The following is a 26277-nucleotide window of genomic DNA, read 5'->3' as shown; positions in this document are numbered from 1 at the left end:
AGTCGTCATGCAAGAATTTCTCGCCAACATCCAGGGTCTGACCGCCATCGGTATCGGCATCATCATCGGCCTGGGCGCGATCGGTGCCTGCCTGGGTATCGCTCTGATGGGTGGCAAGTACATCGAAGCCTGCGCGCGTCAGCCTGAACTGATGAACCCGCTGCAGACCAAGATGTTCCTGCTGGCTGGCCTGATCGACGCGGCATTCCTGATCGGTGTGGGCGTGGCCATGCTGTTCGCGTTCGCCAACCCGCTGCTGGCCGTCATTCAGTAAATCTTTTCGGTCTGCATGATGCTGACGGGCGGCGCAGGCCACTAGCCTGGCCGCCTTTGCGCATTTATCTGTAGTTTGATTACCGAAAGGAACACACCATGAATCTGAACGCAACGTTTTTTGCGCAGATGGTCGTGTTCTTCATCCTGTGGTGGGTTGTCGCCAAATTCATTTGGCCGCCGCTGGTGAAGGCGCTCGACGAACGCGCAAAGAAAATCGCCGACGGTCTCGCGGCTGCCGAAAAGGGCAAGGCCGAACTCGAGCTGGCCAACAAGCGCGTGGACGTGGCCCTGGCCGAAGCCCGCGCCGAAGGTGCGCAACGCGTCGCCGACGCCGAGAAGCGCGCCCAGATGGTCGCCGAAGAGATCAAGCGCAACGCCCAGGCCGAAGCCGCACGCATCATCGCGCAAGCGAAGGCCGATGCCGAACAGCAGGTCACCAAGGCGCGCGAGCAGCTGCGCGACCAGGTCGCCGTGCTGGCCGTCAAGGGTGCAGAGCAGATCCTCAAGCGTGAAGTGAATGCGCAGGTCCACGCCGACCTGCTCAACCAACTGAAGGCCGAGCTCTAATCATGGCAGAAACCGCAACCATTGCCCGTCCCTACGCCGAGGCGCTGTTCCGCGTCGCCAGCGAGGCCAACGCCGGCAATCTGGGTGCATGGTCCGAGCTGGTTTCGGAAATGGGGCAGGTCGCGGCCACCCCGGAGATCAAGGCGCTGGCCGACGATCCGAACGTTCCCGGCGACAAGCTGGCCGAACTGTTCCTGTCGGTGCTGAAGTCTCCGGTCAACGACGAGGCGCGCCGCTTCGTGCAGTTGCTGGTGGACAACGACCGCCTGACCGTGCTGCCGGAGATTGCCGAGCAGTTCCATGCGCTGAAGAACGCCCAAGAAGGTTCGGCCGACGTCGAAATCACCAGCGCGTTTCCGCTCGACGGCGCGCCGCTGACCGATCTGGTTGCCTCGCTCGAACGCAAGTTCGGGCGCAAGCTGGTGCCGACCGTGACGGTCGACCCCTCGCTGATCGGCGGCGTTCGCGTCAAGGTGGGCGACGAAGTGCTGGATACCTCGGTGCGCGCGCGCCTGGCCGCCATGCAAGCCGCGCTGACCGCCTGATGGCGGGCAGCCGACGGATTGAAGAATTAGGAGCATTGTGATGCAACTGAACCCCTCAGAAATCAGCGAGCTGATCAAGTCCCGCATCTCGGGCCTTGGCGCCGAAGCTGAAGTGCGCAATACCGGCACGGTGATTTCCGTGACCGATGGCATCTGCCGCGTGCACGGCCTGTCCGGCGTGATGCAGGGCGAGATGCTGGAATTCCCCGGCAACACCTTCGGCCTGGCGCTGAACCTCGAGCGCGACTCCGTCGGCGCCGTGGTGCTCGGCGACTACGAACACATCTCGGAAGGCGACCAGGTCAAGTGCACCGGCCGCATTCTGGAAGTGCCGGTCGGCAAGGAACTGCTCGGCCGCGTGGTCAACACGCTGGGCCAGCCGATCGACGGCAAGGGTCCGATCAACGCCAAGCTGACCGACGTGATCGAGAAGGTCGCCCCGGGCGTGATCGCGCGCCAGTCGGTGAGCCAGCCGGTGCAGACCGGCCTGAAGTCGATCGACGCGATGGTGCCGATCGGCCGCGGCCAGCGCGAGCTGATCATCGGCGACCGCCAGACCGGCAAGACCGCCGTCGCCGTCGACGCGATCATCAACCAGAAGGGCAAGGGCGTCTTCTGCGTCTACGTGGCAATCGGCCAGAAGGCTTCGACGATCGCCAACGTGGTGCGCAAGCTGGAAGAGACCGGCGCGATGGAATACACCGTCGTGGTGGCCGCCGCCGCTTCGGACTCGGCCGCCATGCAGTACCTGGCTGCCTACGCCGGCTGCACGATGGGCGAGTACTTCCGCGACCGCGGCGAAGACGCGCTGATCGTCTATGACGACCTGACCAAGCAGGCCTGGGCCTATCGCCAGGTGTCGCTGCTGCTGCGCCGCCCGCCGGGCCGCGAAGCCTACCCGGGCGACGTGTTCTACCTGCACTCGCGTCTGCTCGAGCGCGCCGCGCGCGTCAACGCCGACTACGTCGAGAAGTTCACCAATGGCGAAGTCAAGGGCAAGACCGGTTCGCTGACCGCGCTGCCCGTGATCGAAACGCAGGCCGGCGACGTGTCCGCGTTCGTGCCGACCAACGTGATCTCGATTACCGACGGCCAGATCTTCCTGGAAACCGACCTGTTCAACGCCGGTATCCGTCCCGCGATCAACGCCGGTATCTCGGTGTCGCGCGTCGGTGGTGCTGCCCAGACCAAGATCATCAAGAAGCTGTCCGGCGGTATCCGTACCGACCTGGCCCAGTACCGTGAACTGGCTGCGTTCGCGCAGTTCGCCTCGGACCTGGACGACGCCACCCGCAAGCAGCTCGAGCGCGGCCGCCGCGTGATGGAACTGCTCAAGCAGCCGCAGTACCAGCCGCTGCAGGTGTGGCAGCTGGCCGCGTCGCTGTACGCTGCGAACAATGGCTTCCTCGACAACGTGGAAGTGAAGGACATCCTGCCGTTCGAAAAGGGCCTGCACGACCACCTGAAGACCAAGTACGCCGATCTCGTCAACCGTATCGAAGACACCAAGGATCTGTCGAAGGACGACGAAGCTGCCCTGCGTGCCGCGATCGAGGATTTCAAGAAGTCCGCCGCGTTCTAACCGCGTGATTCCACGGACCGCGCAACCGGCGTCCCCCTGAAAGGGCGGCAGCCGGGGGCGCGGCACGACTGGAGAGGAAGATATGGCCGGAACGAAAGAGATTCGAACCAAGATCAAGAGCGTGCAGAACACGCGCAAGATCACCAAGGCGATGGAAATGGTCGCCGCATCCAAGATGCGCAAGGCGCAGGAGCGGATGCGGGCTGCCCGCCCGTACGCCGAGAAGGTGCGCAACATTGCCGCGCACCTGGCCACGGCCAACCCGGAGTTCAAGCATCCGTTCCTGCAGGCGCGCGACGTCAAGCGCGCCGGCTTGATCGTGGTGACGACCGACAAGGGGCTGTGCGGCGGCCTGAACACCAACGTGCTGCGCGCCGTCACCAACGAACTGCGCGACTGGCAGAACCGCGGTGTGCAGGTGCAAAGCACCGCGATCGGCACCAAGGGCATGCAGTTCCTGGGCCGCGTTGGCGCCAAGGTGGTCTCGCACGTGGTGCATCTGGGCGATACGCCGCATCTGGAAAAGCTGATCGGCGCGATCAAGGTCCAGCTCGACGCCTTCACCAATGGTGAGGTGGACGCCGTGTACCTGGCGTACACGAAGTTCGTCAACACCATGAAGCAGGAGCCGATGGTCGAGCAGCTGCTGCCGCTGTCCGCCGAGCGGATGGCGCAGACCGAAGAGGAAAAGCGCGCTTACTCGTGGGATTACATCTACGAGCCCGACGCCCAGACGGTGGTGGAAGACCTGCTGGTCCGCTACGTCGAAGCGCTGGTGTACCAAGCCGTGGCCGAGAACATGGCGTCCGAGCAGTCGGCGCGCATGGTGGCCATGAAGGCGGCGTCCGACAACGCCAAGAACGTGATTGCAGAACTGCAGCTGGACTACAACAAGACCCGCCAGGCAGCGATCACCAAGGAATTGTCGGAAATCGTCAGCGGTGCGGCAGCCGTGTAACTGACGAGACTGGGCGTCAAGAATTCAAGCTATCGGAGATACGAAATGAGTATCGGAAATATTGTGCAGTGTATTGGCGCCGTGGTGGACATCGAGTTCCCCCGCGACGCGCTGCCGAAGGTGTACGACGCGCTGGTGCTGGAAGAAAGCAACGAAGCGTCGTTCGCCGAGAAGGGCCTGACCTTCGAAGTGCAGCAGCAGCTCGGTGACGGCGTGGTCCGTACCATCGCGCTGGGCTCGTCCGACGGCCTGCGCCGCGGCATGGCCGTGAAGAACACCGGCGCGCCGATTTCGGTGCCGGTCGGTCACGGTACGCTGGGCCGCATCATGGACGTGCTGGGTCGTCCCATCGACGAAGCCGGCCCGGTCGCCGCGGACGAACTGCGCGCGATTCACCAGAAGGCGCCGAAGTTCGACGAGCTGTCGCCTTCGGTGGACCTGCTCGAAACCGGCATCAAGGTGATCGACCTGGTCTGCCCGTTCGCCAAGGGCGGTAAGGTCGGCCTGTTCGGCGGCGCCGGCGTCGGCAAGACCGTCAACATGATGGAGCTGATCAACAACATCGCCAAGCAGCACAGCGGCTTGTCGGTGTTCGCCGGCGTGGGCGAGCGTACCCGTGAAGGGAACGACTTCTACCACGAAATGAAGGACTCGAACGTGCTCGACAAGGTGGCCATGGTGTTCGGCCAGATGAACGAGCCGCCGGGCAACCGTCTGCGCGTGGCGCTGACCGGTCTGACCATGGCCGAGCGCTTCCGCGACGAAGGCCGCGACATCCTGTTCTTCGTCGACAACATCTACCGCTACACGCTGGCCGGTACCGAAGTGTCGGCACTGCTGGGCCGTATGCCTTCCGCCGTGGGCTATCAGCCGACGCTGGCTGAAGAAATGGGCAAGCTGCAGGAGCGCATCACGTCGACCAAGACCGGCTCGATCACGTCGATCCAGGCCGTGTACGTGCCTGCCGATGACTTGACCGACCCGTCGCCCGCCACGACCTTCCTGCACCTGGACTCGACCGTCGTGCTGTCGCGTGACATCGCCGCGCTGGGTATCTACCCCGCCGTCGACCCGCTCGACTCGACCTCGCGTCAGCTGGACCCGCAGATCGTCGGTACCGAGCACTACGAAGTGGCCCGCCGCGTCCAGCAGACGCTGCAGCGCTACAAGGAACTGCGCGACATCATCGCGATTCTGGGCATGGACGAACTGTCGCCGGAAGACAAGCTGGCGGTGGCCCGTGCGCGGAAGATCCAGCGTTTCCTGTCGCAGCCCTTCCACGTCGCGGAAGTGTTCACGGGTTCGCCGGGCAAGTACGTGCCGCTGAAGGAAACCATCCGCGGCTTCAAGATGCTGGTGGACGGCGAGTGCGATCACCTGCCCGAGCAGGCGTTCTACATGGTCGGCTCGATCGACGAAGCCTTCGAGAAGGCCAAGAAGCTCCAGTAAGCCTCGCCACGCGACGGCGCGCCGGCACGGTCACCGTGCGTGGGCGCGCCGCCGTTCCAAGCGAAGCGACTGGACAAAGGAATTCACATGGCAACCATTCTTGTAGACGTCGTCAGCGCGGAAGCCTCGATCTTCTCCGGCCAGGCGAAGTTCGTGGCGCTGCCGGGCGAGTCGGGTGAGCTGGGCATCCTGCCCGGGCACACCCCGCTGATCACGCGCATCCATCCGGGTGCAGTGCGGATCGAGAAGGAAGACGGCAGCGAAGAGTTCGTGTTCGTCGCCGGCGGCATTCTGGAAGTCCAGCCCAAGCACGTCACCGTGCTGGCCGACACCGCGATCCGTGGCACCGACCTCGACGAGGCCAAGGCGCAGGAAGCGAAGCGCGCCGCCGAGGAGATGCTGCAGAACCAGAGCAGCGAGTTCGATCTGGCGCGTGCGCAGAGCGAGCTGGCGGTCGCCGCTGCCCAGTTGGCGGCCATCGCGCGTCTGCGCCGGAAGAAGTAAGCAGGGCCGGTCCAGGCGTTGCTTTTTCGTCAGCGCGAAGGAAAAAGGCAGCCGCGAGGCTGCCTTTTTTCGTGGTGGGGCGCTATGCTTTCGTTTGAAGTCAGACAAACACTGACAAAAAACTAAAAACACAAAAAAAAGCGCGCGGGCCGGGGAGGCGCCGCGCGGACGGGAAAATCCCTTCGAGGGGTCAATTCGAAGGAACGGGTTCGGTCGGGCGACGTGTAGCGCGTCCAGTTGCGTGGACAGCCTGTCCTGCAGGCTTCGCTACCGTTCGCCACAGCACCGGCATCCGAACTGGCGCTGTTTTCAACAACTATTCGCGCCGTTTATCGGGACACCGGTAATACATTCAGCTGCTGGGCTTTCTTCAAGGCGCCTGCGGCTCTCTGGCTTGCGGCGCCGTCACAAAGTTCACAATGTGTCAAAGCATTGTGGGGGAAACTTCCCCTGATGGCAGTAACAAAGTGTATCGGTTTGCAAGTACTTGAAAGCGAAAAGACGGCAAATTGGCCGCAATAGCCACAAAAATAGGCACACTCTGTTAGGTTCCGCACGCTGGCATCGTTCTGGTGCATGACTATTTCCGTTTTGTCACTGCTGGCCGCGCCAAGCCGGCGGGGTTGACGCAGCGCGCGTGCACCGGCAGTGTTCCATCGCAACGGGCGTCCCGCCCGCCGCCGAGGAGCACTGATGGACACCATGCAGGCCGATATCGAAGGCATGTTGAAGTTGCGCACGGTCGCCGTGGTCGGGCTGTCCGACAAGCCCGAGCGCGCCAGCCACCAGGTGGCCGCCTTCCTGCAGCGGCACGGTCATCGGATCGTGCCCGTCAACCCGAATCATGCCGGCGAGTCGATTCTTGGCGAGCGTTGCCACGCCTCGCTGCACGACGCGGCCCAGGCCCTCGCGGCGGAGGGCGCGCGTATCGACTGGGTCGACATCTTCCGCAAGGCTCCCGATGTGCCGCCGGTGGTCGACGACGCGATCGCAATTGGCGCACGCGGCGTCTGGCTGCAGCTGGGCATCGTCAACGACGACGCTTTGGCACGCGCGAAAAGCGCAGGGCTGATGGCCGTGCAGGACCGCTGCAGCAAGATCGAGTCGATGCGCGGGTGAGCGGCGCGCCGCGTATCATTCCACCCCTTCGCCTTCCATCCGCGTTCCACCTCCGACGTTTTCGATCCCCGGCGCCATGGCCATCGACCCAGACCTGCTTGCCTACTATCGCGGACTCGCCGAGCGCTATGCCGGCGCTCCCGCGCCCGTCGACGCGCCCGACCGGCGCGCGCGCTTTCGCGAGGTTGCGGCGCTGTCGCGCCGCCCCGACCCCGATGGCGTCACCGTATCCGAACTGCCGATCGCGCTGCCGGGCAGAATACTGAACTCACGCCTGTTCCGCCCAAGCGCGGTGACAAGGCCCCGTCTGCTGGTCTATTTCCACGGCGGCGGCTGGGTCGTCGGCTCGCACGAGACCCACCACGGCGTCGCTGCGGCTCTGGCGCTCGATACCGGCTGCGCGGTGGTCAGTGTCGACTACCGACTGGCGCCGGAACACCCGTATCCGGCACCCTGCGACGATGCGCTCGATGCCGTGCGATGGCTGGCGGAGCGGCGCCACGAGCTCGGAGTCGACCCAGGCTTTCTCGCCGTCGCCGGGGACAGCGCTGGGGGCCACCTTGCGGCGCAGGCGGCGGCGCTTGCCAATGCCGACAGGCCGGGCCTGGTGCGCGCACAGTTCCTGATCTATCCCGTTACCGCGCCGCGGTTCGCCAGCGAGAGCTATCGCGCCTTTGCCGCCGGCCCCGGCCTGACCCGGGACGAAATGGCGTGGTACTGGGCGCAGTTCATCGGCGAAGCGCAGCTGGCCGACGGCACCGCGCTCGCCGATCCCCGCGTGCACCTGATGGCGTCGATTCCCGGCCGGGCTGCAGCAGTTCCGCCGGCAACGGTGGTGCTGGTCGCGGCCCACGACGTGCTGCGCGACGATGGCCTGGCCTACGCCGATCATCTGGTCCGTGAAGGCGCCGCCGTGATCACCATCGAAGCGAGCGGCATGACCCACGGCTTCGCCCGCCTGCAGGGCGACTCGCCGCGGGCGCGCGAATGGATGCGGCGCGGCGCCCAGGCCTTTGCGCAACTGCTGGACGAGGAATGAGGCCGGCCGGCAGAGCGCGCGGCATCACTGGATCGGTATCCACGCAATAGACGCGGCGATACCTGCGGGAATACTGGCGGTGGCGGTGTGGCGATCCCGTAGAATGGCGGGCTGACGAGGACCACCATGACCGCACTGCAGAACGACATCTTCCTGCGCGCGCTGCGCCGCCAGCCGACCGAATACACGCCGCTGTGGTTGATGCGCCAGGCCGGGCGCTATCTGCCCGAATACAACGCCTCGCGCGCACGGGCCGGCAGCTTTCTGGGCCTGGCCAAGAATCCCGCGTTTGCCACCGAAGTCACGCTGCAGCCGCTCGACCGTTTTCCGCTCGACGCCGCGATCCTGTTCTCGGACATCCTGACCGTACCCGACGCGATGGGCCTCGGCCTGTCGTTCGCCCAGGGCGAAGGCCCGCGCTTCGCGCGGCCGCTGCGCACCGAGGCCGATGTCGCCAGGCTGGCGGTGCCGGACATGGGCGAACTGCAGTACGTGTTCGATGCGGTTGCGTGGATTCGCCGGGCGCTGGTGCAGAACGGCCGGCAACGCGTGCCGCTGATCGGCTTTTCCGGCAGCCCGTGGACGCTGGCCTGCTATATGGTCGAAGGCGGCGGCTCCGACGACTTCCGGCTGGTCAAGGGCATGATGTACGCCCGCCCGGACCTGATGCATCGGATCCTGGAGATCAATGCGCGGGCCGTGTCCGCCTATCTGAACGCGCAGATCGAAGCCGGCGCCCAGGCCGTGATGCTGTTCGATACCTGGGGCGGCACGCTGGCCGACGGCATGTATCAGCGCTTTTCGCTCGACTACATGCGCCAGGTGATCGCCGGTCTGCGGCGCGAGCACCAGGGCGAGAGCGTACCGGTGATCGTCTTTACCAAAGGCGGCGGCCTGTGGCTGGAGCAACTCGCCGACAGCGGCGCCGACGCCATCGGCCTGGACTGGACCGTCAATCTGGCCGCGGCACGCCGGCGTACCGGCGGCCGGGTGGCCTTGCAAGGCAATCTGGACCCGACCGTGCTGTTCGCGGACGAGGCCGGCATTCGCGAACAGGCGCGCCGCGTGCTCGACGATTACGCATCCGGCGGCGGCTGCGATGGCCATGTCTTCAACCTCGGACATGGCATCTCGCAATTCACGCCGCCCGAAAGCGTGGCGGTGCTGGTCGACGAAGTGCACCGGCATAGCCGGGCGCTGCGGCAGCGCGACGGCGCCCAGGCGTAACTCCGGACGCGCGGATGCCGTCTGTGTGCTGCCGAATCGTGCGCATGGCGGGCGCCATCATGGCGCTTCGGCGATGAATCGGTGCCTGTCAAGGCTTGACTTATGCACACAAATGGGCTTTCCGCAGTGCACGAGCGGGTTATCACTTAACACAATCGGGGGATATTGCTAAGTCATTGATTTTTAATGGCTTGACAGCGGCCCTCCGAGCGTGGTCATGGTCCCGAAAGCCTTGTTTCGCGCGCCTTTACGGCAAGTTGGCCCAAGTTTTCAACAAAGTTATCCACAGGTGATGTGGAGAGATGGGAAAACTGGTCATCTATCATCGACTTAGCCCCACATTTGAAGTTTTACTTTAAGTTGATGTTGCACCGCACCCAATCGTTGGCACGCGGCTTCCGCGCCCCTGCCATGTCCGTCCGATGCACCAGCGTTGGCGACCGATTGTCGTGCGTGGTGCACTTCGTGGTGTCGACCGAAGTCCTGATCCGTCGCCCCTTCCGCTGATGGTGTCCTCCCCGTCCCGTCCCTTGGCAAGCTCGCCCCCGCAGCACGAAGCCGGCGGTAGCGCCGAACCGGCCAACGACCGCCTCGCGGGCGGCCCGGCTGCGTCGCCCTTGGTACAGGTTGCGCTGGACACGCCCGCGGACGACCGCTTCGATTACCTGAACGCCGACCTGGACGGCGGTCCCGTGCGTCCGGGCGAGGTCGTCGCGGTGCCATTCGGCCGGCGCGAGATGGTCGGCGTGGCGCTGGCGGGCACCGATCGCAGCGAGGTGCCGGCCGACAAGCTGCGCCCGGTTTCGCAGCGGCTGGGCTGGCTGCCACCGCTCACTTCCCACTGGCTGGCGCTGGCGGCCTTCGCCGCCGCCTACTACCACCGGCGTCTCGGCGAGGTGATCCTGCCCGCCTTGCCGCCGGGCCTGCGCGACCCGCAGGGCTGGCCGCGGCTGGCGGCGCGGGTGCGTACCGGACGCTTCCGCCTGCGCGGCGGCTGCGCCGATGCGCTGCTGGCCGCGGTACCGCCGCGGGCCCGCTCGGTTACTGCGCTGGCCAACGCGCTGGTCGATGCCGGCGCACATGGACAGTGGCTGACCCTGCAAGAGGCGCGCGCGCTATGTACCGCCGCGCCGGCCAGGCTGGCGCAATGGACGGAGGCGGGGTGGGTCGAAGGCGAGACGGTGGACCGGCCGCTGCTGACCGCCACGGCGCCGGAGCCATCCGGCGATCCAGCCGATCCGGTCCAGACCGAGGCCCAGACCGAGGCCCAGACCGAGGCACAGACCGAGGCATCGCCCGAGGCTCCGCCCACCGCCCCATCCTCGCTCCCCGCCCTGCACCCCGAACAGCGCGAGGCGGTCGATGCCATCGCCGCCGCCAGCGGCTTCGCGCCGTTCCTGCTGCACGGCGTGACCGGCAGCGGCAAGACCGAGGTCTATCTGCACGCGATCGCGGCCGCGCTGGCCCGCGACCCGGCCGCGCAGGTGCTGATGCTGGTCCCCGAAATCAATCTGACGCCGCAGCTGCAGGCGCGCATCGCCGCGCGCTTTCCGGCGGCGCCTCTGGCCGTCCTGCATAGCGGCATGGCCGATCAGGAGCGCACGCTGCACTGGCTGGCTGCGCACCGCGGCGAAGCGCGCATCGTGCTTGGCACGCGGATGGCGGTGATGGCGTCGCTGCCGACGCTGGCGCTGATCGTGGTCGACGAGGAGCACGACACCTCGTACAAGCAGCAGGAGGGGCTGCGCTACTCGGCGCGCGATCTGGCAGTCTGGCGCGCCAAGCAGCTCGGCGTTCCGGTGGTGCTGGGCTCGGCCACACCCTCAATGGAGTCCTGGTGGCGCGCCGAGCAGGGCGCCTACCGCAAGCTGGTGCTGCGCGAGCGCGCGCAGGCGGACGCGGTGCTGCCCACCGTGCGGCTGATCGATCTGAACCACGAGCGGCAGCGCCAGCGGCCGCTCTACGAGGGCCTGTCGGCCCCGCTGCTGCAGGCGATCGAGACACGCCTGGCGCGTGGCGAGCAGAGCCTGCTGTTCCTGAACCGGCGCGGCTATGCGCCGGTGATCGCTTGCGACAGCTGCGGCTGGCTGTCCGGCTGCCCGCGCTGTTCCGCGTACCTGGTGCTGCATCGCCCCGAGCGTTGCCTGCGCTGCCATCACTGCGGGCTCGAGGCCCGTGTCCCGCACCACTGCCCGGACTGCGGCAACGTCGATATCGCGCCGCTGGGCCGCGGCACGCAGCGGATCGAGGAGGCGCTGGCCGCGCGCTTCCCGCAGGCGCGGATCGCACGAATCGACGCAGATTCGACCCGCCGCAAGGGCAGCGCACAGGCGATGTTCGACGAGGTCCACGCCGGCCAGGTCGACATCCTGGTCGGCACCCAGATGATCGCCAAGGGCCACGACTTCCAGCGCGTCACGCTGGTCGGCATCGTTCATCCCGACGCGGCGATGTTCAGCCACGATTTCCGCGCGGCCGAGCATCTGTTTGCGTCGCTGATGCAGGTGTCGGGCCGCGCCGGCCGCGCCGGTCTGGCCGGGGAGGTGCTGATCCAGACCCGATATCCCGATGCGCCCGCACTGCAGGCGCTGGCACGCCACGACTACGACGGCTTCGCCGCCACGCAGTTGCGGGAACGGCGGCAGGCCGGGCTGCCGCCGTTCGTCCACCAGGTGCTGGTGACGGCCGAGCATGGACAGCTGCAGCGCGCGCTGGACTTCCTGCATGCCGCCCGCGAGCGCGCCGACGCCGTGGCGCTGGCCGCCGAGGTGCAACTGCACGACCCCGTGCCGATGTCGATGGTGCGCGTGGCGAATCGCGAGCGCGCGCAGATGCTGATCGAGAGCGCCTCGCGCATGGTGCTGCAACGCTTTGTCGGAGAGTGGACGCAAACTTTCGGCGAGGTGGGGGCGACCGTCAAAGGGGTACGCTGGCAGCTGGAGATCGACCCGCTGCGGATCTGACAGGGGACATCGAGCGCTCGAAACCGGGATCGCGCAGCGCATGGTGCAACCCGAGCGTGCCCGCCCAATCCTGGTGCGGTTGCACTAGTGGGTTATACCAAGTTGCACCTCGACTTTCTTCGGGAGTATGATCGCGCCAATTTGCGTCACATCGCGCGACTTCCGCACCGCCGTTCGGGCCCGCCTGGCCCCCATCCAGGCCAGCCCTCCCGGGCGGCAAGCGCGTTCCTCGGAGATCTCCTCGCATGGCCACCACCACCCTCGGCGTCAAGCTCGACGACGCCGCCCGCGACCGCCTGAAGCGCGTTGCCCAGTCGATCGACCGCACGCCGCACTGGCTGATCAAGCAGGCGATCTTCTCTTACCTGGAGCAGATCGAACGCGGGCAGGCCCCGCATCAGGCCAACGGCAGTGGCCAGCCCGAGACCGATGGCGCCGACACGCTCGACGCGGTCGCCGGCGAGGGCGCGCCGCAGCCCTTCCTCGAATTCGCCCAGAGCATCCAGCCGCAGTCGGTGCTGCGTGCGGCCATCACCTCGGCCTATCGGCGGCCCGAGACCGAATGCGTACCGATGCTGCTGGAACAGGCCCGGCTGCCCCAGCAGCAGGCCGACGCCGCACTGGCGATGGCGAAGAAGCTGGCCCTGAACCTGCGCCAGCAGAAGGTCGGCAGCGGCCGCGAAGGGCTGGTGCAGGGCCTGATCCAGGAGTTCTCGCTGTCGTCGCAGGAAGGCGTGGCGCTGATGTGCCTGGCCGAGGCGCTGCTGCGCATTCCGGACAAGGCCACGCGCGACGCGCTGATCCGCGACAAGATCAGCGGCGCCAACTGGCAGTCGCACCTGGGCCAGAGCCCGTCGCTTTTCGTCAACGCGGCCACCTGGGGCCTGCTGGTCACCGGCAAGCTGGTGTCGACCCATAACGAGGCGGGCCTGACCCGCGCGCTGACCCGCATCATCGGCAAGGGCGGCGAGCCGCTGATACGCAAGGGCGTGGACATGGCGATGCGGCTGATGGGCGAGCAGTTCGTCACCGGCGAGACCATCTCCGAAGCGCTGGCGAACGCGCGCAAGTACGAGGCCCAGGGCTTCCGCTATTCGTACGACATGCTGGGCGAGGCCGCGATGACCGAGGCGGACGCGCAGCGCTATCTGGCCTCCTACGAGCAGGCGATCCACGCGATCGGCCAGGCCTCGCGCGGCCGCGGCATCTACGAAGGCCCGGGCATCTCGATCAAGCTGTCGGCGCTGCATCCGCGCTACAGCCGGGCGCAGCACGAACGCGTGCTGGGCGAGCTGTACGGCCGGCTCAAGTCGCTGACGCTGCTGGCCCGCCAGTACGACATCGGCATCAATATCGATGCCGAGGAAGCGGACCGGCTGGAGATCTCGCTGGATCTGCTGGAACGGCTGTGTTTCGAGCCCGAACTGGCCGGCTGGAACGGCATCGGCTTCGTCGTGCAGGGCTACCAGAAGCGCTGCCCGTTCGTGATCGACTATCTGATTGATCTGGCCCGCCGCAGCCGTCACCGCCTGATGATCCGGCTGGTCAAGGGCGCCTACTGGGACAGCGAGATCAAGCGCGCGCAGGTCGACGGTCTGGAGGGCTATCCGGTCTACACGCGCAAGGTCTACACCGATGTGTCGTACCTGGCCTGCGCGCGCAAGCTGCTGTCGGTGCCGGACGCTATCTATCCGCAGTTCGCCACGCACAACGCGCATACGCTCGCCGCGATCTACCAGATAGCCGGCCATAGCTATTACCCGGGCCAGTACGAGTTCCAGTGCCTGCACGGCATGGGCGAGCCGCTGTATGACCAGGTGGTCGGCCCGGTCGCCGAGGGCAAGCTGAACCGGCCGTGCCGGATCTACGCGCCGGTCGGCACGCACGAGACGCTGCTGGCCTATCTGGTACGGCGCCTGCTGGAGAACGGCGCCAACACCTCGTTCGTCAACCGCATCGCCGACGACACCATCTCGCTGGACGAACTGGTGGCCGACCCGGTGGCGCAGGTCGAACGGATGCACAAGGAAGAGGGCGCCCTGGGCCTGCCGCATCCGCGCATTCCGATGCCGCGCGGGCTGTACGGCAAGGCGCGCGCCAATTCGGCGGGGCTGGATCTTTCCAACGAGCATCGCCTGGCCTCGCTGTCGTCGGCGTTGCTGCATGGCGCCACCGAACGGCTGAGCGCCGAGCCGATGCTGGGCGTCAGTGGCGTCGATGGCGTCGGTGGCGGCGAAACCGCGCCGGTGCTCAATCCTTCGGACCATCGCGATGTGGTCGGCCAGGTCACCGAGGCCAGCGCCGCCGATGTCGAGGCCGCGCTGCAGGCGGCGGTCAATGCCGCGCCGATCTGGCAGGCGACCCCGCCCGAGGTCCGCGCCGCCGCGCTCGAGCGCGCCGCCGACCTGATGGAAGCGCAGATGCAGGCGCTGATGGGCGTGATCATGCGCGAGGCCGGCAAGACCTTCTCCAACGCCATCGCCGAGGTGCGCGAGGCGGTCGACTTCCTGCGCTATTACGCGGTGCAGGTGCGGGAGCATTTCTCCAACGACACGCATCGTCCGCTCGGTCCGGTGGTCTGCATCAGCCCGTGGAACTTCCCGCTCGCGATCTTCACCGGGCAGGTGGCCGCGGCGCTGGCCGCCGGCAACACGGTGCTGGCCAAGCCCGCGGAGCAGACCCCGCTGATCGCGGCGCAGGCCGTGCGGCTGCTGCGCGAGGCCGGCGTGCCGGCCGGTGCGGTGCAGCTGCTGCCGGGCCGCGGCGAGACCGTCGGCGCGGCGCTGGTCGGCGATGCCCGCGTCAAGGGCGTGATGTTCACCGGCTCGACCGAGGTCGCGCGTCTGCTGCAGCGTAATCTCGCCGGCCGCCTCGATGTCGCGGGCCGTCCGGTGCCGCTGATCGCCGAGACCGGCGGCCAGAATGCGATGATCGTCGATTCGTCGGCGCTGGCCGAACAGGTGGTGGCCGATGTCGTGACGTCGGCATTCGATTCGGCCGGCCAGCGCTGCTCGGCGCTGCGCGTGCTGTGCCTGCAGGAGGATGTGGCCGACCGCGTGCTGGAGATGCTCAAGGGGGCGATGGCCGAGCTGACCATGGCCAATCCGGATCGGCTGTCGACCGACGTCGGTCCGGTGATCGACGAGGAGGCGCGCGCCGGCATCGTCAAGCATATCGAGGCGATGCGCGCCAAGGGCCGCCGCGTACATCAGACCGATGCCAACGCGGCGCAATCGGCGGCGTGCCGCCATGGCACCTTCGTGCCGCCGACGTTGATCGAACTGAACCACATCGGCGAGTTGCAGCGCGAGGTGTTCGGCCCGGTGCTGCACGTGGTGCGCTACCAGCGCTCGCGCCTGGACGCGCTGCTGGACCAGATCAATGCCACCGGCTACGGCCTGACCATGGGCGTGCACACCCGCATCGACGAAACGATCGAGCACATCGTGTCGCGCGCCCATGTCGGCAATCTCTACGTCAACCGCAACATCGTCGGCGCGGTGGTCGGCGTGCAGCCGTTCGGCGGCGAGGGCCTGTCGGGCACCGGTCCGAAGGCCGGCGGTCCGCTCTATCTGCACCGGCTGCTGTCGACCTGCCCGCAGGACGCGTTCGTCGCCGTGGCCCGTGCGGCCGCGGCAGCCGACGCGCCGGCCGCGGAGCCGCGCGCGGTCCTGCGGCCCGAGGCCCAGGCCGCCTTCGACGCCTATCGCCAGTGGGCGGCGACGGCTGCCGCCATGCCGGAGCTGGCGCAGCAATGCGAACGCTTTGCCGCGGCCTCGACCTCCGGCATGACGGTGACGCTGCCGGGACCGACCGGCGAGCGCAATACCTATACCCTGCTGCCGCGCGACACCGTGCTGTGCCTGGCGCCGAACGAGGCCGATCTGGCCACGCAACTGGCGGCCGTGCTGGCGGTCGGCGCCGGCGTGTTGTGGCCGGACGTCGAACCCGCGCGCACGCTGTATGCGCGCCTGCCGAAGGCAGTACAATCGCGCGTCCGCCTGGTTGCCGACTGGACCGCGGCCGACGTGGCCTTCGATGCGGTGCTGCATCACGGCGATTCGGATCAGCTGCGCGCGGTGTGCGAGCAGGTCGCCCAGCGCCCGGGCCCGATCGTCGGCGTGCAGGGGCTGGGCCACGGCGACACCGGCATCGCGCTGGAGCGCCTGTTGATGGAGCGCTCGCTGTCGGTCAATACCGCGGCGGCGGGCGGCAATGCCAGCCTGATGACGATCGGCTGACCGCTTCGGCGGTTGCATGCTCCGGTGGTCGTTTGACGGGCGCAGGTGCGGCGGCGATCCCGCCCTCGCTGCGCCACCAAGAAGGCGTGGCCCGCGCGGCGGGCCGAACGCTTCCAAGAGTGCAGTGAACTGGCCTACAGGCTACCCAAGGAGAAAGGATGAACTCGACTTTCCACAAGACGGCGCTGACCGTCGCACTGACGATCGCCGGCCTGACCGCGGCGTCCGCCGCCTACGCGCAGGCGCAGGAGATCAAGCTCGGCTTTGCCGCGCCGATGACCGGCGGGCAGGCTCAGTACGGCAAGGACATGCAGAACGGCGTGGTGCTGGCGATCGAGCAGATGAACGCCACCAAGCCGAAGATCGGCGGCAAGGAAGTCAAGTTCGTGCTGCTGTCCGAAGACGACCAGGCCGATCCGAAGACCGGCTCGGTGGTGGCGCAGAAGCTGGTCGACAACGGCATCCAGGGCATGCTGGGCCATTTCAACTCCGGCACCAGCATCCCGGCGTCGATGGTCTACAACCGCGCCGGCATCGCGCAGATCGCCATGGCGACCGCGCCCGAGTACACCCGTCAGGGCTTCAAGACCACCTTCCGCATGATGACCTCCGACACCCAGCAGGGTTCGGTGCTCGGCAACTACGTGGTCAAGAAGCTCGGCGCGAAGAACATTGCCATCGTCGATGACCGTACCGCCTACGGCCAGGGCCTGGCCGACGAGTTCGAGAAGGCCGCCAAGGCCGCCGGCGGCAAGATCGTGCGCCGCGAGTACACCAACGACAAGGCGGTGGACTTCAAGGCCGTGCTGACCAACATCAAGCGCAGCAATCCGGACGTCATCTTCTTCGGCGGTGCGGAGACGCAGTCCGCGCCGATGGCCAAGCAGATCAAGGAACTGGGCCTGAAGGCGCCGCTGGTGTCGGGCGAGATGTCCAAGACCGACAACTTCCTGAAGCTGGCCGGTCCGGCAGCCGAGGGCACGGTGGTGTCGCTGGCCGGCCTGCCGCTGGAGCAGATGCCGGGCGGCGCCAAGTATGCGCAGGACTACGAAAAGCGTTTCAAGGGCAAGGTCCAGACCTACTCGCCGTACGCCTACGACGGCGCCACCGCGCTAATGACGGCGATGGTCAAGGCGGGCTCGGCCGACCCGGCGCGCTACCTGCCGGTGCTGGCGGCGACCAACATGCCGGGCGTCACCACCAAGACGCTGGCCTACGACGCGCGCGGCGATCTGAAGGACGGCGGCATCACCGTCTACAAGGTCGTCGGCGGCAAGTGGACCGTGCTGGAAACGCTGGGCGGCAAGTAAGCCGGGAGTCCCGCTTCCACGCATCGCGGCACGCCGTTCCCGCACAAGCGGGGACGGCGAATGTTGTCGGCAGACTCACGCCACCTTCGCGGTGGCGTTTTCTTTGGGCGCTGCCCTCGCCCGGAACCGCATCCACGGCCTTGCCTCGCGCGTGGCGCATAATCGCGGTCTTGCCCTTTTCTGGCTATCCCAGTTGTCCCTCTTTGCCCATCACCCTGAAGGAGTACCCGTGTCCGCGCAGCCAGTCAGCTACGACCACGCCATCGAGCTAGCCACGCAGGAGCGCTACGACGAAGCGCTGGCGGTGATCGACGCGTTGGCGCGACAGCGGCCCGAGGTCGTCGATTACGAGGCGCTGCGTGCCCGGCTGCTGTTCGACAAGGGCGAGCCCGAGCAGGCGCTGGCCGCGCTCGACGCGGCGCTGGCCCGCCTGGCCGAGCTGCCGCTGCACCCGGCGCACCGCTGGGCCTCGCGCGGCGTGCTGGCGCATCGCTACGGCATGCTGCTGATGAACCAGCAGCGTTTCGCCGAGGCGCTGCCGTGGCTGGAAGAAGCGGCGCGGCGCAACGGGCTGGCGACCGGCGAGTGGAGCGCGCAGCTGCATGCGGGGCTCGCGCATTACCGGCTCGGCCGGTTCGCCGAGGCCGGCCGCTATTGGTACGACCTGCTGTATCGCGCGCCGGACCTGGGCGCGCACGACATCCTGAGCCTGGCCGCCGCCCATGTGCAGGGGGCCGAGGCCGAAGGCCAGCGCGCCGAACCGATGCTGCGGCTGTGCCTGGCCCGCATCGGCCTGGACAATGCCGACCTGCTGGAGATGAGCGAGGAGCAGGGCGACGCGCTGGCCGCGCAGCAGGCGCAGATGGTGCTGGCCGAGAATCCGGACCATCCGCACGCGCGGCGCATCCTCGCGCCGCTGCGTCTGCGCGCCGGGGATCTGGCCGGTGCGCGCGAGGATCTGGCGGTCTACCAGCGCCAGGTGCCCGACCCCAGGGCGCAGGTACGCGAGCTCGAGTGGCGCCATCAGGGCGGCGAGGCCGAACCCTGGCGCGATTTCGTGCTGACCGAGGCCGCCACCGACGCGCATGGCTATTACCTGGCCGGACTGGCGCTGGCGGAGTTCATCGAGCGCGTGCCCGCCTCGGCGGACGCGCTGCGGCCGCAGCTGCTGCGCGCCTGGCAAACGGGCGTCGCCCGCTTCGAACAGTATTTCGCGACCGGCGAGGGCGGCTACGACGATGCCGATCCGCATATCTATTCGCTGCTGTGCGACCGCCTGGCGCGCCGCCTGGACCTCGACGATCCAGCCCAGCGCGACGAACGCATCGCGCTGCACGAGAAGGGCATCGCGGTCAGCGACTTCATCGAGCATTGGCTCGATCTGCTGGCCTGCCATGATGCCGCCGGACGCCATCAACGCGTGGTCGAGATCGCCGGCGAGGTGTTGAACCGTTATCTGCTGGACCGCCATGCGGGCCACGTGACGTGGGTGTTCAGCCGGCTGATCCATGCCTGGAAGGCGATCGGCGGCACCGAGGCGATCGCCGCGGCGCGGGCCGCGATCGCGCATATGGAGGCGCGGCTCGATGCGTTGCCGGTCGAGGAGCGCAGCGAGGCGGCGTTGTCGATGGCGCATGCGCGCACGCATTTCGCCACGCTGCTGGCAAACGCCGCCGGATCGATGGAAGCGCGCGAGCGCGCGTTGGCACTGGACGAGATCGAAGCCCTGCAGGCGCGTGCGGTGGTGGTCGAGGACGCCTGGGTCTATGACGCCTTCGGCCGCATCTGGCGAGGGCTGGCCGACAATGAGCGCGCCTTGCCTCTGTTCGAGCGCGCCATCGCGCTGACCGAAGGCGATGCCGAGGACCAGGCCGCGGCGCGGGTGCAGCGCGGACTGATCCGGCTCGACGCGCAGCAGTACGCCGAGGCGCTGACCGACTTCCACGCCGCCTTCGCGGTGCGCGACGACTGGGAGGCCGATGTCCATCTGCATGCGGCGCAGGCCGCGCTGGGTCTGGCCAGGCGGGAAGAGGCGCGCGATCTGTTCCTGCAGGCGCGCGCCCGTGGTGCCGCCCAAGGCCGTACGCGCGCGCTGTACGCGAAGGTCGAAAACGCACTGAAGGCGAGCCGGCCGGCCTGGAAACTGTGGGGCGTGTAATCGGGAAAGACGCGATCCGATAGAACGTCCGCAGAAACCGCAGCAAAACTCGTGCCTTGTCGGACAAACCCGGACATGGGTTCAAAGGCCCTTCCGTTAGGATGTCACCCATGAATGGATTGAGCCAACTTTTTCCGACCTGGCCGCTCGCACCCAGCGGGCTGTTCTGGGTCGGCCTTGCGCTGGTAGGCGCGGGCCTTGCCGGCGAAGTCTGCCGGATGTATTTGAGATTGCCGCGTATCGTCGGCTATGCCGCCACCGGTCTGCTGGCCGGCACGCTAGGCCGGCCCATCGTCGACCAGACGATGATCGCGCAGACCCGCATCCTGATCGATATGGCGTTGGCGCTGGCCCTGTTCGAACTCGGGCATCGCCTCTCGCTGGTCTGGCTGCGGGCCAATCGCTGGCTGCTGTTTACCAGTGCCTCCGAGAGTCTGCTGACCTGGGGCCTGGTCACCGCGGCGCTCCAATGGATCGGCATGAGCCCGACCGTGGCCATCCTGGCCGGCGGCATCGCGGTCAGCACGTCGCCATCGATCGTGCTGCAGTTGAAGAACGAGCTGCGCGCAGAGGGGCAGGTCACCGAACGGCTGATGGCGATGACCGCGCTCAACAGCATGTATGCCGCGGTGATCGTGCAGCTGGCCACCGGCTGGCTGCACTCGGAATACGGCAATCTGGGCGCGGCGCTGCTGCATCCGCTGTACCTGCTGGTCGGCTCCTGCCTCGTCGCATGGCTGGTCGGCAAGTTGAGCCAGGCGGTCTATGCGCGGATGCCGGCCGACGATCAATACAGCTTTCTGGTGCTGGTCGGCATCGTGCTGTTCACGCTGGCGCTGACGCGGCTGCTGAAGCTGTCGATGCCGCTGACGCTGCTGCTCGCCGGGGTCGTATTCAAGCATCAGGACAATCAGCCGCGTGTGTGGCCGGCGCATTTCGGCAGCGCCGGTACGCTGCTGATCATCGTGATGGTGGTGTCGCTGGGGCTGCCGCTGACCGTGCGCGACTGGTCGATCGCCGGCGTCGCCGCGATCGTGCTGGTGCTGCTGCGGCATCTGGCCAAGCTCGGTGGCGTGGTGTCGCTCGGTTCGTTTTCGGGGCTCAGTGTCAGGCAGTGCGTGGCACTTGGCGTGGCGCTCGGGCCGATGTCGGGTCTGGCGTACCTGCTGATGAGCGATGTGGCGCGGCTCTATCCCGAGACAGGGGAAATGCTCAATGCGATCGTGCTGTGCGCGCTGGCGATCGAGCAGATCGCGGCGCCGGTGCTGGCCGCGTGGGCACTTCGCTATGCCGGCGAGGTCAGAGGCAATGGAGGAGGGCGCTGATGTCACTCGAACCGTTCAAGCAATCCGAGGCGCTGACCTTCGGCGTCGAGCTGGAAATGCAGCTGGTCAATCGCCATGACTACGATCTGGCGCCTTTTGCTCCCGATCTGCTGCGGCTGCTGAAGGGCGCGCAGCACGCCGGCGATATCAAGCCGGAGATCAGCCCGTCGATGATCGAGATCAGCACCGGCATCTGCCACGACTATGCGCAGGCGCTGTCCGAGCTGACCACGATGCGCGACCTGATGGTGGAGGCCTCCCGCTCGCTGAACCTCGGCATCTGCGGCGGCGGCACGCACCCGTTCCAGCAGTGGGCCGACCGCACGATCTCCGACTCGCCGCGCTACCAGTACATCTCCGAGCTGTACGGCTACCTGGCCAAGCAGTTCACCGTGTTCGGCCAGCACGTGCATATCGGCTGCCCCACCCCCGACGATTCGCTGTTCCTGCTGCATGCGATCGGCCGCTACGTGCCGCACTTCATCGCGCTGGCCGCGTCGTCGCCATATGTACAGGGCGTCGATACCGGCTTTGCCTCGGCGCGACTGAATTCGGTGGCCGCCTTCCCGATGAGCGGCCGCGCGCCCTTCATGCTGACCTGGGACGCTTTCACCGCGTACTTCGAGAAGATGCGCAAGACGGGCGTGATCGAGAGCATGAAGGACTTCTATTGGGATATCCGTCCCAAGCCCGAATTCGGCACCATCGAAGTCCGCGTCATGGACACGCCGCTGACGGTCGCGCGCGCCTGCGATATCGCCGCCTATATCCAGGCGCTGGCGCGCTATCTGCTGCTCTCGCGCCCGTTCGTGCCGCAAGAGGACGACTACCTGGTCTATACCTTCAACCGCTTTCAGGCATGCCGCTTTGGACTTGACGGCGAGTACGTGCATCCAAACGAATTGACGCGGATGCCGATCGCCGACCATATCCTGTCGATCTGCGACGTGCTGGTGCCGCATGCGGAAGCGTTGGGCTCGCTGGAGGCGCTGGCCAACATTCGCATGCTGGCCGCGAGCCGCAGGGGCGACGCCGAATGGGCGCGCCAGGTCGATGCCGATACGCGCAGCTTGCGCGAGGCGGTGCGGCAGAGCTGCGATCGCTGGGCAGGCTGAGAAGGTCTTCGCGCCGCGCCGCTGCGAACACAGCGTTGGCAGGCGCGCGGCGATCAGACTCCGTGCGGGATGTTGTCGCCTTCGCCGAGGCCGAGCCGCTGGTTGGCCGGCACCGCAACCGCCAGCAGCTTCGGCGGCGGCAGGTTCAGTCCCTTCATCATGTCGATGAATTCTTCGCGCGTGCGGCCGCACAGCCGGCTGTTGGTGGCGCGTTCATGTCCGATGGTCGAATGGGTCCGGCCCTTGTAGTCATGGGCCGGATAGACCAGCGTGTCGTCGGGCAGCGCAAACAGCTTGCGGGTCAGGCTGTCGTATAGCGTGCCGGCGTCGCCCGATTGAAAGTCGGTGCGTCCGCAGCCGTCGATCAGCAACGCATCGCCGGTAAAGACGCGACGCACCACCCCGCCGTCCGCCTGCGGCTCTTCCCACAGATAACTCATGCTGCCGGCGGTATGCCCGGGCGTATGGATGGCGCGCAGCGCCTGGGCGCCGAACGCAATGGTGTCACCGTCGATCAACTGCTTCTGCGCCGGCCGGATATCGCAACCCGACGGCGCCGCGGTATGCGCACCGGTACGTTGCGCGAGATGGCCGGCCGAGGTGATGTGGTCGGCGTGCGCATGCGTCTCGATGACCCAGGCGAGGCGCACCCCGGTCTGCTGCACCAGCGCCAGATCGCGCTCGAGCTGGCGGTCGACCGGATCGATCAGCACGGCATCACGCGTTGCTGCGTCGATCAGCAGATAGGAGTAGGTGCTGGACTCGGGGTCGAAGAGTTGATGGAAGGTTTGCATCTGCGGGAATACGAACGGTGAGCCGCCTGGCGCTCAGTCTTCAAATACGTCGGCGAGGTGTTGGGCGCTCAGCAGCCGCTCTCCCCAGGCCCGCAGCTGTTCGGGCGAGGCCTGGTTCAGCCGCGTTTCTACCTCGGTGGGCAGAGGGCCGAAGCGTTTGGTAAGCAGGTTTTGGAAGAACAAGGCTTGACCCTGCTGCAGCCCTTCCTGCCGGCCTTCCATCAAACCTTCCCGTTTGTAGTTGGCCTTCCACTGCGCAATATTTGTCGACAGCGACATTTCCGCCTCCATCAGGTTGTGTACATCCGTGAAATTCAAACCGGCATGGCGATGCCGTGAGCCTACATCCTTCAGCCAACGTACGAAAGTGTTCGACAGGACAGGGCTATCAGCGACGCGTTGTCTGAGCCAGCGGACCGTATCGAGCAGTGTTGTCTCGCTCGTCGCGTTTTCGAAGCGGAACACGGCTGCGACCAGATTGTCGAGCTTGGCGAGTGCTTCGTCCGAGTATCGGCTTGCGTCTACCAGCAGATACTCGCAGCGGGGCTGGTAGCGAGAGAGTCGGCCTGGAAGTCGCGGCGACAAGTCGGCGATGTCGGTCGTGGCCGTCCACTTGCCGTCGCCGTTGTAGATCACGATCGGCAGTACCGGGGGCAGGCGGCCACCGTCGAGCATATTCTGACCACGGATCAGCTCGAGATCGAGGCACGTGATGTAATTCGTCATGCGAATCGCCATATGGCGATCGACCGTGCTTTGAAACTCGATCAGCAGATAGAGATAGACCCACTCACCCCGGGCCTGGATGCGCCATACCATGTCGCTTGCATGTTGGCGAAAGCTGTCGGTGACGTAGGAGCCGGCGCTCCGTTCGAGGGTGTCGAAGTCCAGGCTCTGAACCCAGTCGCCCGGTACGAAATCGCGCAACAGATCGCGAACAACTTCCGGCGTGGAGAACAGCGTCTTGTAGCAGGCATCGTGGCTCGGCATGGCTTGGGCATCGCAGTTGCGGTGCCGAGAGAATGCCGCGCGGAGGGGGCGCGGCGATTCCACAAAAGTGCGTGCTACTTTAGTGTTCGAACCTCACCACGCCGAATCTCAGCATTCGACGATATTGACCGCCAGCCCGCCGCGCGCCGTTTCCTTGTATTTGGTCTTCATGTCGGCGCCGGTCTCGCGCATGGTCTTGATGACCGAGTCGAGCGAGACATAGTGATTGCCGTCGCCGCGCAGCGCCATGCGCGCCGCGTTGACCGCCTTGACCGAAGCCATCGCATTGCGCTCGATGCAGGGAATCTGCACCAGCCCGCCGACTGGATCGCAGGTCAGGCCGAGGTTGTGTTCCATGCCGATCTCGGCAGCATTCTCGACCTGCTCCGGCGTGCCGCCCAGCACCGCCGCCAGCGCGCCGGCCGCCATCGAGCAGGCCACGCCGACCTCGCCCTGGCATCCGACTTCGGCGCCCGAGATCGACGCGTTCAGCTTGTACAGCAGCCCGATCGCGCCCGCCGTCAGCAGGAAGTCGATCACGCCGCGTTCGTTGGCCCCGGGCACGAAACGATCGTAGTAGTGCAGCACGGCCGGAATGATGCCCGCCGCGCCGTTGGTGGGGGCAGTGACCACGCGTCCGCCCGCGGCATTCTCTTCGTTGACCGCCATCGCGTAGAGGTTGACCCAATCCATCACCGACAGCGGATCGGACAGCGTCCGTTCGGCGCGCTCGGTCAGATTGCGGTACAGCTCGGGCGCGCGCCGTTTGACCTTGAACGGGCCCGGCAGCTCGCCATCGGTGCGGCAGCCACGCGCGACGCAGGCCTGCATCACCTGCCAGATCTGCAGCAGACCCGCCCGCACATCCGCTTCGCTGCGCCAGGTGCATTCGTTCTCCAGCATCAGCTGGGCGATCGACTTGCCGCTGCTGCTCGCCATGTCGAGCAGCGCGCGGCCGCTGCGGAACGGATGCGGCAGCTGCCGGTCGGCTTCGAGGACCTGCGTATTGGCCGCGCCCGCGGTCACGACGAAGCCGCCGCCGACCGACAGATAGCGCCCTTCGCGCAGCGGCGACCCGGCGGCATCGAAGGCATGGAACTTCATGCCGTTCGGGTGTTCGGCCAGCGCTTCGCGCCGATAGAAGGCGATATGTTCCTTCTCGACGAAGGGGATCGGATGCTTGCCGAGCAGGTTCAGCGTGCGCGAGGCGCGCAGCTCGGCCAGTTTGGCGTCGATCGTGTCCGGATCGATGGTGTCGGGCGCCTCGCCGAGCAGGCCGAGAATCACACCCTTGTCGGTGCCGTGCCCCTTGCCGGTCGCGCCGAGCGAGCCGTACAGCTCGACGCGCACGCTCGCCACCTGCGGCAGCAGGCCGTCGCGCTCGAGTCCATGCGCGAACATGCCGGCCGCGCGCATCGGTCCTACCGTATGCGAGCTGGACGGCCCGATGCCGACCTTGAACAGGTCAAATACGCTGACAGCCACGTTGGTCTCCTATCGTTTGCTGGCCGCGGGCCGGCTCCCGCCGCAGCGCGCCTTCCGGCTGGCGCGGTACGGGTTTGACCGGAGCTAGACCGAAGCTAGACCGGCCGATCGTCCTCGGGCCGCTCCCATAGGGAAACGCCGGGCCCGGGCGGTTCCTCCGGCAACTCCTTGCGCTTGAGCACGCTGATCGCGCCGTCGTTTTCGAGGATGGCGATATAGACGTCGTCCAGGCTCGCGCAGCCCTCGCGCCGCAATACCTTCATCAGGTCGTCGCTGGTCAGGCGCGCGCCGTGCATGACCTGGTCGATCACCTTGCCATGGCGGATCAGCAGTTGCGGATGGCCCTCGACCGCATACTCGAACTTGCGGCTGCGCCAACTGAGCCAGCTGACCAGCATGTTGATGCCGATCAGCGTGGCGGCGAGGATCAGGCCTGCGGATACCGACTTGTCATCGCCCACCATCGCGTTCTGCACGCCTTCGGACAGGATCAGCAGCAGGATCAGGTCGAACGGCGTCATCTGGCCGATCTGCCGTTTGCCGCCCAGCCGCATCATCACCAGCAGGGCGAAATAGACGATCAGACCGCGTACGATGAATTCCCACCACGGGGCGCTCATTTCCCACATC

At 66.8% G+C, this 26277-nt stretch carries 20 protein-coding genes; 16 read left to right on the top strand and 4 right to left on the bottom strand.

The window, feature by feature from the left end:
• The first annotated feature begins 7 nt into the window (after positions 1-7).
• From atpE to HTY53_RS08075, 16 genes are all read left to right on the top strand, one after another.
• Complete coding sequence (gene atpE / locus HTY53_RS08150) at positions 8-274, top strand: F0F1 ATP synthase subunit C (RefSeq protein ID WP_006579745.1); 267 nt, start codon at positions 8-10, stop codon at positions 272-274.
• Positions 275-372: 98 nt separating this feature from the next.
• Positions 373-843, top strand: a complete 471-nt coding sequence (locus HTY53_RS08145) for a F0F1 ATP synthase subunit B (RefSeq protein ID WP_149317479.1) — start codon at positions 373-375, stop codon at positions 841-843.
• A gap of 2 nt (positions 844-845) precedes the next feature.
• A complete protein-coding gene (locus tag HTY53_RS08140) occupies positions 846-1388 on the top strand; it encodes a F0F1 ATP synthase subunit delta (RefSeq protein WP_053822841.1) in 543 nt (180 codons plus the stop codon).
• Between the two features lie 40 nt (positions 1389-1428).
• Positions 1429-2970 carry a F0F1 ATP synthase subunit alpha gene (gene atpA, locus HTY53_RS08135; protein WP_174105994.1) on the top strand — a complete coding sequence of 514 codons (1542 nt, stop codon included), beginning with the start codon at positions 1429-1431 and terminating at the stop codon, positions 2968-2970.
• An 82-nt stretch (positions 2971-3052) separates the two neighbouring features.
• A complete protein-coding gene (atpG, locus tag HTY53_RS08130; protein WP_174105993.1) occupies positions 3053-3928 on the top strand; it encodes a F0F1 ATP synthase subunit gamma in 876 nt (291 codons plus the stop codon).
• 45 nt (positions 3929-3973) lie between these two features.
• Entirely contained in the window at positions 3974-5377 is a 1404-nt protein-coding gene (atpD, locus tag HTY53_RS08125) for a F0F1 ATP synthase subunit beta (protein ID WP_174105992.1), read from the top strand.
• 87 nt (positions 5378-5464) lie between these two features.
• Positions 5465-5881: a F0F1 ATP synthase subunit epsilon gene (locus tag HTY53_RS08120; RefSeq protein WP_174105991.1), complete on the top strand. Its 417-nt coding sequence runs from the start codon at positions 5465-5467 to the stop codon at positions 5879-5881.
• 693 nt (positions 5882-6574) lie between these two features.
• Positions 6575-7000: a CoA-binding protein gene (locus HTY53_RS08115; RefSeq protein WP_174105990.1), complete on the top strand. Its 426-nt coding sequence runs from the start codon at positions 6575-6577 to the stop codon at positions 6998-7000.
• Between the two features lie 76 nt (positions 7001-7076).
• On the top strand, positions 7077-8039 hold the full coding sequence (locus HTY53_RS08110) for an alpha/beta hydrolase (protein ID WP_174105989.1): 963 nt from the start codon (positions 7077-7079) through the stop codon (positions 8037-8039).
• A 126-nt stretch (positions 8040-8165) separates the two neighbouring features.
• Positions 8166-9266: a uroporphyrinogen decarboxylase gene (gene hemE, locus HTY53_RS08105; RefSeq protein WP_174105988.1), complete on the top strand. Its 1101-nt coding sequence runs from the start codon at positions 8166-8168 to the stop codon at positions 9264-9266.
• 617 nt (positions 9267-9883) lie between these two features.
• Complete coding sequence (locus HTY53_RS08100) at positions 9884-12229, top strand: primosomal protein N' (protein ID WP_254599868.1); 2346 nt, start codon at positions 9884-9886, stop codon at positions 12227-12229.
• A gap of 245 nt (positions 12230-12474) precedes the next feature.
• Entirely contained in the window at positions 12475-16470 is a 3996-nt protein-coding gene (gene putA, locus HTY53_RS08095) for a trifunctional transcriptional regulator/proline dehydrogenase/L-glutamate gamma-semialdehyde dehydrogenase (RefSeq protein ID WP_174105986.1), read from the top strand.
• A gap of 158 nt (positions 16471-16628) precedes the next feature.
• Positions 16629-17780: a branched-chain amino acid ABC transporter substrate-binding protein gene (locus tag HTY53_RS08090; RefSeq protein WP_174105985.1), complete on the top strand. Its 1152-nt coding sequence runs from the start codon at positions 16629-16631 to the stop codon at positions 17778-17780.
• 229 nt (positions 17781-18009) lie between these two features.
• The gene (locus HTY53_RS08085; protein ID WP_174105984.1) at positions 18010-19938 is read left to right on the top strand and encodes a tetratricopeptide repeat protein; all 1929 of its coding nucleotides are present in this window, start codon (positions 18010-18012) and stop codon (positions 19936-19938) included.
• A 101-nt stretch (positions 19939-20039) separates the two neighbouring features.
• Complete coding sequence (locus HTY53_RS08080; protein WP_174105983.1) at positions 20040-21263, top strand: cation:proton antiporter; 1224 nt, start codon at positions 20040-20042, stop codon at positions 21261-21263.
• The gene (locus tag HTY53_RS08075; protein WP_174105982.1) at positions 21263-22378 is read left to right on the top strand and encodes a YbdK family carboxylate-amine ligase; all 1116 of its coding nucleotides are present in this window, start codon (positions 21263-21265) and stop codon (positions 22376-22378) included. Before HTY53_RS08080 ends, HTY53_RS08075 begins: the two co-directional genes overlap by 1 nt.
• A gap of 53 nt (positions 22379-22431) precedes the next feature.
• Here the strand turns inward: HTY53_RS08075 and HTY53_RS08070 are convergent, their stop codons facing one another.
• The 4 genes from HTY53_RS08070 to HTY53_RS08055 all read right to left on the bottom strand — a co-directional run bounded on the left by HTY53_RS08070 (position 22432) and on the right by HTY53_RS08055 (position 26276).
• Positions 22432-23172: an MBL fold metallo-hydrolase gene (locus tag HTY53_RS08070; RefSeq protein WP_174105981.1), complete on the bottom strand. Its 741-nt coding sequence runs from the start codon at positions 23170-23172 to the stop codon at positions 22432-22434.
• Between the two features lie 33 nt (positions 23173-23205).
• A complete protein-coding gene (locus tag HTY53_RS08065; protein ID WP_174105980.1) occupies positions 23206-24162 on the bottom strand; it encodes an Rpn family recombination-promoting nuclease/putative transposase in 957 nt (318 codons plus the stop codon).
• A 108-nt stretch (positions 24163-24270) separates the two neighbouring features.
• Entirely contained in the window at positions 24271-25647 is a 1377-nt protein-coding gene (locus tag HTY53_RS08060) for an L-serine ammonia-lyase (protein ID WP_174105979.1), read from the bottom strand.
• A gap of 95 nt (positions 25648-25742) precedes the next feature.
• Positions 25743-26276, bottom strand: a complete 534-nt coding sequence (locus tag HTY53_RS08055; RefSeq protein WP_174105978.1) for a DUF421 domain-containing protein — start codon at positions 26274-26276, stop codon at positions 25743-25745.
• Position 26277: the final 1 nt, after the last annotated feature.

Source organism: Cupriavidus gilardii (assembly GCF_013314895.1).
Taxonomy (GTDB): domain Bacteria; phylum Pseudomonadota; class Gammaproteobacteria; order Burkholderiales; family Burkholderiaceae; genus Cupriavidus; species Cupriavidus gilardii_C.
The sequence above is the reverse complement of the archived record's forward strand: the minus strand, read 5'-3'. Positions and strand labels throughout refer to the sequence as shown.

Coding starts and splice junctions, on each gene's coding strand:
- HTY53_RS08075 (WP_174105982.1), top strand. CDS start 21,263: ATGTCACTCGAACCGTTCAAGCAATCCGAGGCGCTGACCTTCGGCGTC.
- HTY53_RS08120 (WP_174105991.1), top strand. CDS start 5,465: ATGGCAACCATTCTTGTAGACGTCGTCAGCGCGGAAGCCTCGATCTTC.
- putA (WP_174105986.1), top strand. CDS start 12,475: ATGGCCACCACCACCCTCGGCGTCAAGCTCGACGACGCCGCCCGCGAC.
- HTY53_RS08110 (WP_174105989.1), top strand. CDS start 7,077: ATGGCCATCGACCCAGACCTGCTTGCCTACTATCGCGGACTCGCCGAG.
- HTY53_RS08065 (WP_174105980.1), bottom strand. CDS start 24,162: ATGCCGAGCCACGATGCCTGCTACAAGACGCTGTTCTCCACGCCGGAA.
- HTY53_RS08115 (WP_174105990.1), top strand. CDS start 6,575: ATGGACACCATGCAGGCCGATATCGAAGGCATGTTGAAGTTGCGCACG.
- HTY53_RS08145 (WP_149317479.1), top strand. CDS start 373: ATGAATCTGAACGCAACGTTTTTTGCGCAGATGGTCGTGTTCTTCATC.
- atpD (WP_174105992.1), top strand. CDS start 3,974: ATGAGTATCGGAAATATTGTGCAGTGTATTGGCGCCGTGGTGGACATC.
- HTY53_RS08080 (WP_174105983.1), top strand. CDS start 20,040: ATGTCACCCATGAATGGATTGAGCCAACTTTTTCCGACCTGGCCGCTC.
- HTY53_RS08070 (WP_174105981.1), bottom strand. CDS start 23,172: ATGCAAACCTTCCATCAACTCTTCGACCCCGAGTCCAGCACCTACTCC.
- HTY53_RS08140 (WP_053822841.1), top strand. CDS start 846: ATGGCAGAAACCGCAACCATTGCCCGTCCCTACGCCGAGGCGCTGTTC.
- atpG (WP_174105993.1), top strand. CDS start 3,053: ATGGCCGGAACGAAAGAGATTCGAACCAAGATCAAGAGCGTGCAGAAC.
- atpA (WP_174105994.1), top strand. CDS start 1,429: ATGCAACTGAACCCCTCAGAAATCAGCGAGCTGATCAAGTCCCGCATC.
- hemE (WP_174105988.1), top strand. CDS start 8,166: ATGACCGCACTGCAGAACGACATCTTCCTGCGCGCGCTGCGCCGCCAG.
- HTY53_RS08055 (WP_174105978.1), bottom strand. CDS start 26,276: ATGTGGGAAATGAGCGCCCCGTGGTGGGAATTCATCGTACGCGGTCTG.
- atpE (WP_006579745.1), top strand. CDS start 8: ATGCAAGAATTTCTCGCCAACATCCAGGGTCTGACCGCCATCGGTATC.
- HTY53_RS08090 (WP_174105985.1), top strand. CDS start 16,629: ATGAACTCGACTTTCCACAAGACGGCGCTGACCGTCGCACTGACGATC.